Below are 12,519 nucleotides of genomic sequence, written 5' to 3'. Positions count from 1 at the left end.
GTTAGGTTATTCTATTGTTATATTATTTAAGTATTTCATCAAGGAGCTTATTGATCCTTGTAAGATCTTCCTTCATAACACTGGCGTAAGGATCCTGGGCTTTTTTGATAAGTACTATTGCTTCACTGATCATTTCTAAGGGTTTACCAGTTTTCAGATGTAATTTTTTTGCAAACTCTTCATCTAAATTCTGAGTATCTATCAACAGATCCATTCTCACTTTGTTCAGAAAATACTGTGCCTTCTTGGCCATCATATCATGAAAATCGCCTTCCTGAAGATACAGATTTCCAATGCTTTTCACAAAATCCAGGGAAGTATTTCTTAATGGCTCTTCTACAGGAACTATCCTCTGTTTCCTTTTTGCATTAAAAAAGATAAAAAGAATAAGTCCTCCTAAAAATACCCACCATGCATATTTTAAAGGTGGATTTGACAATATAAATCTCATGAAAAAGCGTGATTCAGAACTTTTGTTGGATACGAACCAAAGGGTTTCTCTATCCTGAAGATATGAAAACACATCCTGTGCATATTTTACATTGCCGGGTTTCAGAAGATAATAATTCGTCAGGAAAAGAGGTTCTGTATGAGCATAGATATATCCTTTACCAAACTTTACTTTAATAAAATTGGCCTGATCTGTATTCTTCTTCTCAACTGTTTTCCCCAGTACTTCCACTTTAGGTTTGATAAAGGAAAATCCTCTGCCCGATGGAAATTTATCTAATTTAATAAAATCATTCTGAAATTTTTTATCGGTAAGTTTCAGGACATTTTCTTCTTCAAAAGAGATCTCAGAATCGTAATATCCGATACTATCAGAAATTTCTTTAGGCATGCGGGTTACCATCAGAAATGCATCCGAACCTTCAGATATCTGAGACAGAATTTTTTTCCATGACTCACCGTCAAGGTTATTTTCAATGACTACAATATTGTGAGCTCCCTTTTTGTGCTGGCTGTAATATTCATAAGGAACCTGTTCAATCTTCTTAAGATTATTTTTAAAAAGATATTTCGCTTCATTATTAAAAACAAACAGTCCAAACGGAGACTTCTCATTGATATCAAAATTCTTCCGCCAGTCTGTCGTTTCTTTTTTGTTAACTTCAAGCAACGCCAAAATAATCATCACAATGATGAAAATTACAGCATATGTTTTGAAAGTTTTGTTCATGGTTACTATAGTTATGGTTTAAATGCCTGATACTGATTTTTAAATTTCTGATAGCTCTCTTCTTCAATTCTGAATTCACCATACCATACATAATCAAAAATATAAGACAGATTGGAGAAGTCACCCTTCAGATGATGAGCTTTTAACTCTGAGGCATAGTCCTTATTGGTTTTTTCCGGATTCCAGTTGATCAGTTTTTTGTCACTCAGTTTTTTAAGAACAAACAGGAATTGATACCGAACTGCGGAACGATAATCTCCTGCGTGTTCAAATTTCGCGATACTTTCAGGGAAATTGATTTCATGGATATTCTCATGAAGTTCCTGTACATTGAGATCCAGTTTTTTATTTTTTTTACCAAAAATAAAATTCCCGTCTTTTCCCATGATATATTTAATAATAAAATACAACAGAAAACCGACAAGAATAATTGCAAACAGACGAATAATGATCGTGGTCAGCTCTGCCGATTTAGTGAACGCTGTTTCTCCAAAAATACTCTGTATAATCTGATTGATTTTTCGCATCAGCTTTTGAAAGAAAGATTCTCTCGGTTTTGATACGGAATAGTCAAATTCATTTCCTTTATATCTTGACGGAATATTTTCTTTGAATGTTTTCGGATACACCTCATTCTCCGATACCGGATTTTTCATCAGCACAGAATCCGCACGCAGCATATTTCTGTAATGTCCGGTGGTGTATAGTGAATCTACCAGATCATCAGAATCGGAATTATCATCCTGAGCATGAACCAGCCCAAGTGAGAAAAAAAGCAGTATGAAAAAAATAATTTTATTCATTGATTCTATTCATTGATTCCAATCGTATCTATTTCTGCCAATTCTACTTTCTGGTGAAGATCTGTTCTGCTGTCATAATACATCAGTCCTGCATTCACATACATCAGGTTTGAAAGAAAAAATGAAAATAACATAGAAAATCCATAGAATACAAAAAAAATGATTCCGGCAGTTCCGGTAAAAGGATTCTGTTCAAAATTTCCGTCCGGTGTAGAGGTAAGCAGTGATCCGTAAAAAAACATCATAGGGATAAATGTGAATATAGATGTTATCATATACATAATAATAAACATCACAAATGCAGATCCCCAATATTTCCAGTATGGTGATTTTTCACTTCCATTCGGGTAAGAAAACTGAGAACGTAAAGCATAGCTCAAGCTTCCCCAGAAACCTCTGTCCGAATTAAAATAATCATACATCAGAAAGGTAGTAAAATTAAATATCGTTGGATAAAGAAGCAGGATCAAAAACAATCCGATAATAATAAAAATCAGGATATAAGAAAAACCTACTACAAATAAGATTGCCGGAGTAACGATAAAGATCATTCCCAGACATAGTTTTCCAATTCTTCCGGCATTGTTTTTAAAGTCGCCGAGAATTTCATCAGTCTTTATTTTTTCTGCTCCCTGTGCAATTCTTTTTAAATAAAAAACAGGATACAGATAATTGACAATCATCAGGATCATGAAAAGCAGGAAAGTCAGTAATCCTACTGTGATCAGCATTCCGGAATTTTCTGAAAAATACTGTTCAAAATAATACGTTTCACCGCCAAGATTAGATCCGAATATCTGTGAAAAGAGTTCTTTATACCCGAAAATCACCACAGTGACCATTAAGATCAAAAGCAGGCCATTGATCAGAATATAGTTTTTGAAATAATTCTTTCCGTATAATTTGAAAAAATTGAAACTGTCACTGATGAAAGTTCCAAAATCTCTTTTTTTATAAAATTGTATCATTGATGTGTTTATTAGTTTTTTTGTAAACAACAGACGGATATACAAAATAGTAGTATCCAATAATTGCAAGTGAGCCAAAAATGATGATAAGGTTTAAAATTAAAGGCATCTTCAATGCATGTCTGGTGACATATCCTTCTATAATCCCTGCACAAATAGTGAAAGGGACAGTACTTAAAAATATTTTAAATGAATCTTTAAATCCTTTTTTAAACGAGTTAAATCTTGAAAATGTTCTTGGAAATAAAATAGACGCGCCCAGAATCAATCCGCACATCGCTTCTACTACCATGGCAAAAATTTCAAAAACCCCGTGAAGCCATATTCCTCTTGCACTGTCTTTCAATGCTCCGTAATCATAGAAGAAATATTGAAAAGCTCCCAGCATCACACTATTCGAAAGCAATGCGAACAATGTTCCCACTCCCCCGGCAATTCCGTAAATATATAATTTTGCTCCAACCTGAATATTATTAAAGATAATTCCGATGGTGCTTCCCCAAGTGCTTCCGCTCTGATAAACGCCTACGGCATTATTATTTTTAATATTTTCGATCGTTTCATTCACATACCCTTCCCCTAGTATAATATTCACAAAGCCTTTATCATAAATGGCAGAAAGCACTCCTATTGATGTAAACAAAATGAAAAAGAGAAAGGCATACATCAGATATCTCCGGTATTGATACATCAGCAACGGAACTTCAGTTTTGAAAAAGTAAACCAGCCTGTTCTCCTCTACTCTTTTTGTTTTATAAATTTTCTGAAAAATCTGGGCAGATAAATGGTTCAGATAAACAGTAGTATTGCTTTTGGGATAATAAGTCTGGGCAAAAGAAAGATCATTGATCAGGTTTATATACAATGAGGACAGGTCATCAGGATTTTTTTTTATTTTCCCTTGAATAACCTGTTCGATTCCCAACCATTTTTCTTTATTTTGTTTAATGAAATAAACTTCTCTCATAATTATTAAGGCTAAAATAATAAAAAATATGTCTCAAATTGCGATAAATACCTCACAAAATGTAAATATTAATTTTAATATTGCAGGCGTAGGAGAAAGGATGCTTGCCTTCATTATTGATCTCCTGATCAGAATTGCCTACGTGGTTATTATCCTGTATCTGTTCTTCAATATTCTTGATTTGGGATATCTTCTGGATGGTCTTGACGGCTGGTCGATACGGGCTGTCTATCTTGTTCTTACCTTTCCTGTTTATATTTATCCTCTTGTGTTGGAAAGTTTAATGGAAGGTCAGACTCCCGGTAAAAAACTCATGAAAATAAAAGTAGTGAAAATTGACGGTTATCAGGCTAGTTTCGCAGATTATATGATCCGGTGGGTTTTCAGAATTGTAGATGTTTCATTTGCCGGAGTAGTAGGACTTATTTCTATGATTGTTTCTAAAAATAATCAGCGTTTGGGTGACATTGCTTCCGGAACGGCCGTTATCTCTCTAAAAAACAACATTAATATTTCTCATACAATTCTGGAGAATATCCATGAAAATTATGTTCCTTCTTTCCCTCAGGTAATTGCTTTGAGTGATAATGATATGAGAATCATCAAAGATAATTACACCAAAGCTCTGAAAGTAGATGACCGCCAGATCATCAATAAACTATCCGAAAAAATCAAAAGCATTCTGAAACTGGAAATAGATCCTACGAAAATGACGGAAAGGCAGTTTATCAATGTGATTATCAAAGACTACAACTATTATACGGGGAAAGATAATTAGGTAGATCTATGGTCAATTTTGCTTCGCAAGTGAATGGTTATCAATTTAAAAACATTTATTGCTTATTGCTTATTGCTTATTGCTTATTGCTTATTGCTTATTGCTTATGCAAAGCTCGGTGTAATTTTTGTATATAGAAGAATAAAGTCCTGAATCATGAAATTTGAAAACAATAAATCCGGAAATGGCGGTGTTCTTACTTTAAATAATGAAACAAAAGAAGTAGGAAGACTTACCTATACTATTTTCCCGGAAGACCATAAATTCATTATCTCTTTCGTATTGGTACATCCCGAATTTGAAGGCAGAGGAATGGGAAAATTTTTAGTGGAAGAAGCCATCAAATTTGCCAGAGAAAATAACTGGAAAGTATATCCGCACTGTTCCTATGCAAGATCTGTAATGATGAGAATGAGTGATGTGGATGATATCTTTTTAAAGAATTAAAACTTCATTAAGAAGGATGTCTTCAATATCATCCGGATAATCTACTCTGAGATGATGATCTGACGCTACCCACTCCATAATTTCCTGAAGATTTAAAACCTTGGAATTACGGATTCCCATTTTGTCAAGGGCACATGCATTGCATTCCTGCTCATATTGATTGTGGATGGGAATCACAAATAGTTTCTTATCCATAAATAATGCTTCTGCCGGAGTTTCAAAACCTGCATTGCACAAAATTCCGTCGCAGCCTTCAAAGTATTTCAGATACTGGCTTTCATCAATAGGAAATACTTCCACATTTTTTACCTTGACCTGTACTTTACTGTATTTTGAAAACACTTTCCACTCCACGGGAATTTTTCTTAAAACCTTAATGATATTCTCATCTGCAAAACTGGGAAGATAGACCAGATAATATCCCTGTTTATAAGGGTTCAGATTTCTGATCTTTCTCCTGATTACAGGTTTTTTGATCTGCGGATGATAATTTTCAAAATGAAAACCGATTTTTCTTTGGCTGGGAACGTAATATTTTAAAATCATTTCTCCCAGAAAATCTTTTTTTTCTGGTTTGGGTGTTTCCACAAAACTCATGGAAGCCTGATGGCTGAGTTCTATCATGGGAAATTTTTTCAGTTTGGAAGCCCAACCTGTCAAAGGTTCATAATCATTGATAATCAAATCATATTGTGACAGCTCCAGTTCTCTGATGGTTTTAACAGCTTCAAAGAATTTATTTTCTGTAAATGTTTTTCGGTAGGATAAACCGCCTGTTTTATTATAAAGAAGAGAAATACCTCTATGTTGAAAATTAATATTAAAATCAGCCTTTAATTGCGACTGGTGCCCACTGATCAAGGTATCAACAGACACATGTTTTTTGAGAAGAGGAATAATTTCCTGTGCTCGGGCAACATGTCCGTTTCCAGTACCCTGGAATGCATACAAAACCTTCATTTAGGAAAAGTTGGTTACAATTTTTAAAAGAGCAGAATTATCCATGTCCGGAATTTCTTCAGCTTCATCATCTTTCAGCAAATGCTTATGCTCATCGTAATAAAAAATCTTCCATTCTTTATCATGATATTCTAAAGCGGACAGATTTTCAATCCAGTCACCGGAATTCAGGTAAGTACAGGATCCTTTTTTATTAACAACCTCACGGATCTGCGGTTGGTGGATATGTCCGCAAACGACATAATCATAATGATTGTCAATGGCCAGCTCAGAAGCAGTAAGTTCAAAATCACCGATATATTTTACTGCTTTTTTCACATTGTTTTTGATCTTTTTGGAAAACGAGTATTTTTCTTTACCCATTTTTTCTAAGAACCAATTTACAACATTATTGATAATAATAAGGAGGTCGTAACCTTTTCCGCCGAGTTTGGCGATCCATTTGGAATGCTGGACGGATGCATCGAAAACATCACCGTGAAATATCCAGGTTTTTTTCTGATCTATGTTCAGACAGATTTTATTACAGACTTTAAGTTTTCCCAGCTCAAAATCTGTGAACTTACGGAACATTTCATCATGATTGCCTGTAATGTAATAAACATCTGTGTTTTTGGTAGCCAGTGAAATAACCTTTCTGATTACCTTCAAATGAGGTTTAGGGAAGTAAGACTTTTTAAACTGCCAGATATCAATAATATCACCGTTTAAAACTAATGTTTTAGGGTGGATAGAATTGAGGTATCTCAACAATTCTTTAGCCTTACATCCATAAGTTCCCAAATGAACATCCGATATAACAACTAATTCAACGTTTCTTTTCATAGTTTTGTACAAAGAAACTAATTGAAAATTAACTGTATATGAATGCTATGTTATTTTTTATAAAGAGTTCATCAGCTCTTCTGTGATTTCCATATTGTGGTAAACGTTTTGCACGTCATCATCTTCTTCGAAACGCTCAAGCATTTTCATATTAGCCTTGAACTGTTCTGCATTTACTTCTTTTGTATTGTTTGGAATTCTCTGAAGTTCTGCACTTTTTGCTTCAATTCCAAGCGCATCCAATTTGTGAGATAGAGAACCGAAATCTTCAAAAGCTGTAGTGATCATTACTTCCTCCTCATCCTTTTCCACATCTTCTGCACCTCCATCAATCATTTCCATTTCGAAATCATCCCAATCCATTTTAATCTGGGCTAAATCTATTGTGAAAATACCTTTTCTGTCGAAGATAAATGCCAGCTCACCATTTTTCCCAAGGTTACCATCAAACTTATTGAAAACAGCTCTTACATTAGCTACAGTTCTTGTAGTGTTGTTCGTAGTGCATTCTACAAAAAAAGCAACACCACCTTGCCCATAACCTTCATAAGTGATTTCTTCATAGTTTTCTGCATCTGCACCACTTGCTTTCTTAATTGCTCTTTCAACATTATCCTTAGGCATATTCGCCCCTTTTGCGTTTTGGATACATCTTCTCAATGCAGGATTGGATTCCGGATCTGTTCCGCCAGCTTTCACTGCTAAAGCAATATCTTTTCCAATTTTAGAGAATGTTTTGGCCATCTTGTCCCATCTGGCCATTTTAGAAGCTTTTCTATATTCAAATGCTCTTCCCATTTTAATTTTTAAATTTCCAACAAAATTACTCAAAAGTCCACAAAAAAAAAATACCCCCAATCAAATTGGAGGTATTCATTATTTAGAAAAATTAATTATTTTTTCTTTTTAGCAGCAGCTTTTTTCTTAGCTGGAGCTTTTTTAGTAGCTTTTTTCGCTGGTTTAGCTACAGTTAAGTCATTTTTCTTGTAAGTATCCCACTCAGCACCTGAGATAGCTCTTACGATAACTTTTCTGTCTTGTTGTCTTTCAGCATCACTTGCAGTTGCAGGAACAGTAGCTTCCTGAGAACCGATACCGATAGATTTCAATGTTGCAGGGTTAACACCTCTAGCTTCTAAAGCACCTACTACAGCAGCAGCTCTTTGTTTAGAAAGTTTCAAGTTGTAAGCAGCAGCACCTTTAGCATCTGTCATACCTACTACTACGAAGTTTTCAGCTGGAGCATCTTTGATAATCTTAGCAGCACTGTCTAATTTATCATTAGATTGAGGTCTGATTGTAGCTTTGTTGAAATCAAATAAGATATCTTTAAGAGCTTCAGTAGCAACAACAGCAGTTGGTTTCTTAGGAGCTGGACATCCGTTGTATTCAGGAAGACCTGGAACAGTAGGACAAGCATCATCTTTATCTAAGATACCATCACCGTCAGTATCTGGCCAAGGACAACCGTTGTTTTCAGCAGGACCTGCTACTGTAGGACAAGCGTCATCTTTATCGATTACACCGTCACCGTCAGTATCTGGCCAAGGGCATCCGTTGTTTTCAACTGGACCAGCCACTTCTGGACATTGATCGTCTTTATCTGGAACTCCGTCACCGTCAGTATCAGGACATCCTTGGAATTCTGGTAAACCTGGAGTATCTGGACAAAGGTCATCTTTATCTAGGATACCATCCTTATCTCTATCTCTGTTTCCAAATCTGAATAAGATAGAAGCAGAAGCTTGCCAGAAGTTAGCAACAGTAGATTTATCACCTGGAGTTGATACATAATCTCCCTGAATACCAAGACCGAAGTTCTTAGTTACCCAGAAGTTAGCACCAGCACCTGTAGCTACAGTAAAGTGATTAGCTTTACCATTTTCGTTACCATCCTTACCGTTTGTTACAGTTTCGATTGCGTTACCGTTAGCGTCAACAGATGTTCTAGGGAAAGTAAGAGCTGTATAATCATGTCTTAAGTAGTTAGCACCAACTCTTAAATATGGATCAAACCAAGATTCTTCGTTCCATAAAAGACCTGCAGCGTGAGCCTGGAAACCAAGACCTGTCATTAGGAAAAATTCTTTCCCCATGTTGAATCTTTTGTTTTCAACATTTCCAACAGAAGTTTGCCAGTCAATTACTAAACCTTTTCCAACGTTTCTAGCAACTGTTAACTTAGATAGTGGAGGTGTAATAGAAAAGTTGTTCACATTGAACATACTTTTTGTCAAATTGTTAGCAGAGAACGTATTACTGAAGTTACCTCTTGCTGCTACGTGGTTTTCAGCATGAGCACCAACTCCGATTAACCACGGATTGTTGGTAGTCTGTGCGAAAACAGTAGAGGCAACAGTAAGCGCCAATGCTGAAATTCCTAATTTTAGATTTTTCATAGAATTAAATGATTAAATAATTGATAATGCAAAATAAATATAATTTTTCTTTATATACAAAGTTTTTCAAATGATTTTTAACTTTTCTTTAATATTCTGTCGAGGTTCCGTTTATTTTCTCTATCTTTTATCGCCTCTCTTTTATCGAAAAGTTTTTTCCCTCTACCAAGCGCTATCAGCACCTTTGCTTTCCCTCGGTCAGTAATATATAATTTTAAAGGTATTATGGTGTTCCCGGCATCCTTTAACTTTTTTTCAAGTTTTTGTAATTCTTTTTTGTGCAAGAGCAATTTCCGTTCCCTTTTTGTTTTATGATTGTAAAAAGTTCCCAATTTATACTCATCAATCATCATGTTGATGATGTACAATTCCCCATCAATAAACTGACAGAAGGATTCTGTAATGGATGCTTTGGATGAACGTAAAGATTTTATTTCCGTACCCGTCAAAACCATTCCGGCTTCGTATTCTTCGAGAATTTCATATTCAAAACGGGCTCTCTTATTTAATATGCTAACTGTTTTCTCAATCTTCATCATTTTAAAATTTCGTTAATGAAATATATAAAAAATACCATACATTTAAAAACTTGACTATTATATTATTACAAAATACCCAAATTCTTTTCGTATTTTTGCGCCAAATTTACAAAACTATATGTTAACAGTATCTAACTTATCTTTACAATTCGGGAAAAGAGTTCTTTTTGACGAGGTAAATATTATGTTTACCAAAGGAAACTGCTACGGGATCATCGGAGCAAACGGTGCGGGAAAGTCTACATTCCTGAAAATACTAACAGGAAAGCAGGATCCTACAACAGGGCATGTATCTCTGGAACCAGGGAAAAGAATGTCAGTTTTGGAGCAGGATCACTTTGCATACGATCAATTTACGGTTCTTGAAGCTGTTTTAAGAGGTAATAAGAAATTATTTGAGATAAAAGAGGAAATGGATGCGTTATACGCAAAGGAAGATTTCTCTGACGAAGACGGTATTAAAGCCGGAGAATTAGGTGTAATTTATGATGAGATGGGTGGCTGGACTGCCGAATCTGATGCTCAGACGATGCTTTCTAACGTAGGAATTACGGATGATATGCACTGGCAGCTGATGAGTGAACTTGAGAACAAAGACAAAGTAAAAGTACTTTTGGCTCAGGCACTTTTCGGAAACCCTGATGTATTGATTCTGGATGAGCCTACCAACGACCTTGACATTGACACCATCTCATGGCTGGAAGACTTCCTTGCTGATTATGAAAACACGGTAATTGTTGTATCTCACGACCGTCACTTCCTTGATACGGTTTGTACCCACATTGGTGACCTTGATTATTCTAAGCTTAACCTATATACAGGTAACTATTCTTTCTGGTACCAGGCTTCTCAATTGGCAACAAGACAAAGAGCTCAGGCCAATAAAAAAGCTGAAGAGAAGAAAAAAGAACTTCAGGATTTCATTGCACGTTTCAGCTCTAACGTTGCTAAGGCAAAACAGGCCACTGCAAGAAAGAAAATGATCGACAAATTAAATATTGACGATATTAAACCTTCTTCAAGAAGATATCCTGCTATTATTTTCGAAATGGAGAGAGAAGCAGGAGATCAGATCCTTGATGTAAAAGGTCTTGAGAAAACAAAAGACGGAGAATTATTATTCTCTAATGTTGATTTAAATCTTAAAAAAGGAGATAAAGTAGCTGTACTTTCCAAAAACTCTTTAGCCATTACAGAATTTTTCGAAATTCTGGCTGGAAATGTTGAAGCGGACAAAGGTACGGTTGCATGGGGAGTTACTACCAATCAGTCTCACATGCCTTTGGACAACACCAACTTCTTCCAGGAAGACCTAAGCCTGGTTGACTGGTTGAGACAGTTTACAAAGAACGATGAAGAGCGTCACGAAGAATTCGTAAGAGGATTCTTAGGAAGAATGCTGTTCTCAGGAGATGAGGCTTTGAAATCTTGTAAAGTACTTTCCGGAGGTGAAAAAATGAGATGTATGTTCAGTAGAATGATGCTTCAGAAAGCTAATGTTCTCTTATTGGATGAACCTACCAACCACTTAGACCTTGAGAGTATCACAACTTTGAACAACTCTTTATCTAACTTCAAAGGAAATCTTTTACTGGCATCTCATGACCACGAAATGCTTTCAACAGTCTGTAACAGAATCATTGAACTGACTCCTACCGGAATCATTGACAGAGAAATGACTTATGACGAATACCTTGCTGATAAAAAGGTAAAAGAATTAAGAGAAAAAATGTATTCTTAATCAGAACAGCATTAAAATTTATATAAAAATACCTCAAAGCAATGCTTTGAGGTATTTTCGTTTAAACAATAAATAAAATAATTATTTCGTCAATTTAGCAGTGGGTAACGCTACAGTTCCCGGATCTTTCCATAAACCTTCTTTCTCTGCTTTCTTTTTGATAGATTCTGCTCTTTTGTTGCTGTCGGGATGAGAGTTGAACATTTTTTCAAAATTAGTCTGTGTACTTCCTTCTGAAAGTAAAGCTAATTTTTTAAAAGCCGTATAAGCACCTACTACATCATATTTATTAGCTTTCATAAAGTCATATGAATAAGTATCTGCTTCAGACTCCTGCTTTTTACTGTGCGAAGCATCTAAAAAGGCATTCGCCATCTTTCCTACCTGGCTTTCATTAAGGGTAGCTACGGCTGACGAAGCTGATGATGCAGCATCTAATGCAGCCGCCTTCAGATAGGCTGATTTCATAGCATCTTTGGTATCCTGATTCTTTACATGGCCAATTTCATGTCCGATTACAGCAAGCAATTCATTATCAGTCATGATATCCATTAATGAAGAGAATACGCGTACACTTCCGTCTGCACAGGCAAATGCATTGATATCTTTTACTTTATAAACTTTATAATTCAGGTTCAGACCATCCTGAGATTTATGTTTTCCAAACAGCCTGTTCAGTCTCACAGTATATGGATCTTTAGGCCCTGCTACAGGATTGTTTTTATCCATCCAGTCTACTGATTCTTTGGATAATTTAATAGCATCTTCGTTGGTAAATGTTAAGGCTTTTGCGCCATTTGAAACCATCCCGGCAGCTTTTCCAAGGTTAATCTTCTGTGCATTGATCGAATACATAGCCCCAAATGACATAAGGCTTAGCATAATTTTTTTCATAGTCATTTAAAATTTGGA

At 35.5% G+C, this 12,519-nt stretch carries 13 protein-coding genes; 3 read left to right on the top strand and 10 right to left on the bottom strand.

The genetic code is table 11. The features are described 5' to 3' along the window. Positions 1-22: 22 nt before the first annotated feature. The 4 genes from A1704_RS12240 to A1704_RS12225 are packed head-to-tail and all read right to left on the bottom strand — an operon-like array spanning position 23 to position 3,918. Entirely contained in the window at positions 23-1,180 is a 1,158-nt protein-coding gene (locus A1704_RS12240; protein ID WP_062673694.1) for a hypothetical protein, read from the bottom strand. 11 nt (positions 1,181-1,191) lie between these two features. Then, entirely contained in the window at positions 1,192-1,983 is a 792-nt protein-coding gene (locus A1704_RS12235) for a hypothetical protein (protein ID WP_062673692.1), read from the bottom strand. 5 nt (positions 1,984-1,988) lie between these two features. Further along, positions 1,989-2,951, bottom strand: coding sequence for a DUF4013 domain-containing protein (locus A1704_RS12230; RefSeq protein ID WP_062673691.1), 963 nt, complete (start codon positions 2,949-2,951; stop codon positions 1,989-1,991). After that, complete coding sequence (locus A1704_RS12225; RefSeq protein WP_062673688.1) at positions 2,935-3,918, bottom strand: stage II sporulation protein M; 984 nt, start codon at positions 3,916-3,918, stop codon at positions 2,935-2,937. The genes A1704_RS12230 and A1704_RS12225 overlap by 17 nt, the downstream gene beginning before the upstream one ends. A gap of 28 nt (positions 3,919-3,946) precedes the next feature. Between A1704_RS12225 and A1704_RS12220 the strand changes: the two genes are divergently transcribed. Further along, complete coding sequence (locus A1704_RS12220; RefSeq protein WP_062673686.1) at positions 3,947-4,696, top strand: RDD family protein; 750 nt, start codon at positions 3,947-3,949, stop codon at positions 4,694-4,696. 156 nt (positions 4,697-4,852) lie between these two features. Next, positions 4,853-5,143 (top strand): GNAT family N-acetyltransferase, encoded by a 291-nt coding sequence (locus A1704_RS12215; protein WP_062673684.1) that lies wholly within the window; start codon positions 4,853-4,855, stop codon positions 5,141-5,143. Here the strand turns inward: A1704_RS12215 and A1704_RS12210 are convergent. The 5 genes from A1704_RS12210 to smpB form a co-directional block, all read right to left on the bottom strand. After that, positions 5,132-6,103 (bottom strand): glycosyltransferase family protein, encoded by a 972-nt coding sequence (locus tag A1704_RS12210; RefSeq protein ID WP_062673682.1) that lies wholly within the window; start codon positions 6,101-6,103, stop codon positions 5,132-5,134. The genes A1704_RS12215 and A1704_RS12210 overlap by 12 nt on opposite strands. Next, positions 6,104-6,928, bottom strand: coding sequence for a UDP-2,3-diacylglucosamine diphosphatase (locus A1704_RS12205; RefSeq protein WP_062673680.1), 825 nt, complete (start codon positions 6,926-6,928; stop codon positions 6,104-6,106). It abuts the gene before it with no gap. 57 nt (positions 6,929-6,985) lie between these two features. After that, positions 6,986-7,726: a YebC/PmpR family DNA-binding transcriptional regulator gene (locus A1704_RS12200; protein WP_034694756.1), complete on the bottom strand. Its 741-nt coding sequence runs from the start codon at positions 7,724-7,726 to the stop codon at positions 6,986-6,988. Positions 7,727-7,821: 95 nt separating this feature from the next. Beyond that, the gene (locus tag A1704_RS12195; RefSeq protein WP_062673678.1) at positions 7,822-9,327 is read right to left on the bottom strand and encodes an OmpA family protein; all 1,506 of its coding nucleotides are present in this window, start codon (positions 9,325-9,327) and stop codon (positions 7,822-7,824) included. A 77-nt stretch (positions 9,328-9,404) separates the two neighbouring features. Beyond that, positions 9,405-9,863 carry an SsrA-binding protein SmpB gene (gene smpB, locus A1704_RS12190; protein ID WP_034694839.1) on the bottom strand — a complete coding sequence of 153 codons (459 nt, stop codon included), beginning with the start codon at positions 9,861-9,863 and terminating at the stop codon, positions 9,405-9,407. 121 nt (positions 9,864-9,984) lie between these two features. Here smpB and A1704_RS12185 point away from each other — a divergent pair, with 121 nt between their 5' ends. Next, positions 9,985-11,607 (top strand): ABC-F family ATP-binding cassette domain-containing protein, encoded by a 1,623-nt coding sequence (locus A1704_RS12185; RefSeq protein ID WP_034694751.1) that lies wholly within the window; start codon positions 9,985-9,987, stop codon positions 11,605-11,607. An 81-nt stretch (positions 11,608-11,688) separates the two neighbouring features. Here A1704_RS12185 and A1704_RS12180 read toward each other — a convergent pair whose 3' ends face one another. Next, the gene (locus tag A1704_RS12180) at positions 11,689-12,501 is read right to left on the bottom strand and encodes a M48 family metallopeptidase (protein ID WP_062673676.1); all 813 of its coding nucleotides are present in this window, start codon (positions 12,499-12,501) and stop codon (positions 11,689-11,691) included. Positions 12,502-12,519 lie beyond the last annotated feature (18 nt).

Origin of the sequence: Chryseobacterium cucumeris, assembly GCF_001593385.1 — a bacterium.
In the GTDB taxonomy this organism is placed as follows: Bacteria; Bacteroidota; Bacteroidia; order Flavobacteriales; family Weeksellaceae; genus Chryseobacterium; species Chryseobacterium cucumeris.
The sequence above is the reverse complement of the archived record's forward strand: the minus strand, read 5'-3'. Positions and strand labels throughout refer to the sequence as shown.

What these genes read in the sequence shown, in the direction of transcription:
- A1704_RS12240 (WP_062673694.1), bottom strand. Translation starts at nt 1,180, where the DNA reads ATGAACAAAACTTTCAAAACATATGCTGTAATTTTCATCATTGTGATG.
- A1704_RS12235 (WP_062673692.1), bottom strand. Translation starts at nt 1,983, where the DNA reads ATGAATAAAATTATTTTTTTCATACTGCTTTTTTTCTCACTTGGGCTG.
- A1704_RS12230 (WP_062673691.1), bottom strand. Translation starts at nt 2,951, where the DNA reads ATGATACAATTTTATAAAAAAAGAGATTTTGGAACTTTCATCAGTGAC.
- A1704_RS12225 (WP_062673688.1), bottom strand. Translation starts at nt 3,918, where the DNA reads ATGAGAGAAGTTTATTTCATTAAACAAAATAAAGAAAAATGGTTGGGA.
- A1704_RS12220 (WP_062673686.1), top strand. Translation starts at nt 3,947, where the DNA reads ATGTCTCAAATTGCGATAAATACCTCACAAAATGTAAATATTAATTTT.
- A1704_RS12215 (WP_062673684.1), top strand. Translation starts at nt 4,853, where the DNA reads ATGAAATTTGAAAACAATAAATCCGGAAATGGCGGTGTTCTTACTTTA.
- A1704_RS12210 (WP_062673682.1), bottom strand. Translation starts at nt 6,103, where the DNA reads ATGAAGGTTTTGTATGCATTCCAGGGTACTGGAAACGGACATGTTGCC.
- A1704_RS12205 (WP_062673680.1), bottom strand. Translation starts at nt 6,928, where the DNA reads ATGAAAAGAAACGTTGAATTAGTTGTTATATCGGATGTTCATTTGGGA.
- A1704_RS12200 (WP_034694756.1), bottom strand. Translation starts at nt 7,726, where the DNA reads ATGGGAAGAGCATTTGAATATAGAAAAGCTTCTAAAATGGCCAGATGG.
- A1704_RS12195 (WP_062673678.1), bottom strand. Translation starts at nt 9,327, where the DNA reads ATGAAAAATCTAAAATTAGGAATTTCAGCATTGGCGCTTACTGTTGCC.
- smpB (WP_034694839.1), bottom strand. Translation starts at nt 9,863, where the DNA reads ATGAAGATTGAGAAAACAGTTAGCATATTAAATAAGAGAGCCCGTTTT.
- A1704_RS12185 (WP_034694751.1), top strand. Translation starts at nt 9,985, where the DNA reads ATGTTAACAGTATCTAACTTATCTTTACAATTCGGGAAAAGAGTTCTT.
- A1704_RS12180 (WP_062673676.1), bottom strand. Translation starts at nt 12,501, where the DNA reads ATGAAAAAAATTATGCTAAGCCTTATGTCATTTGGGGCTATGTATTCG.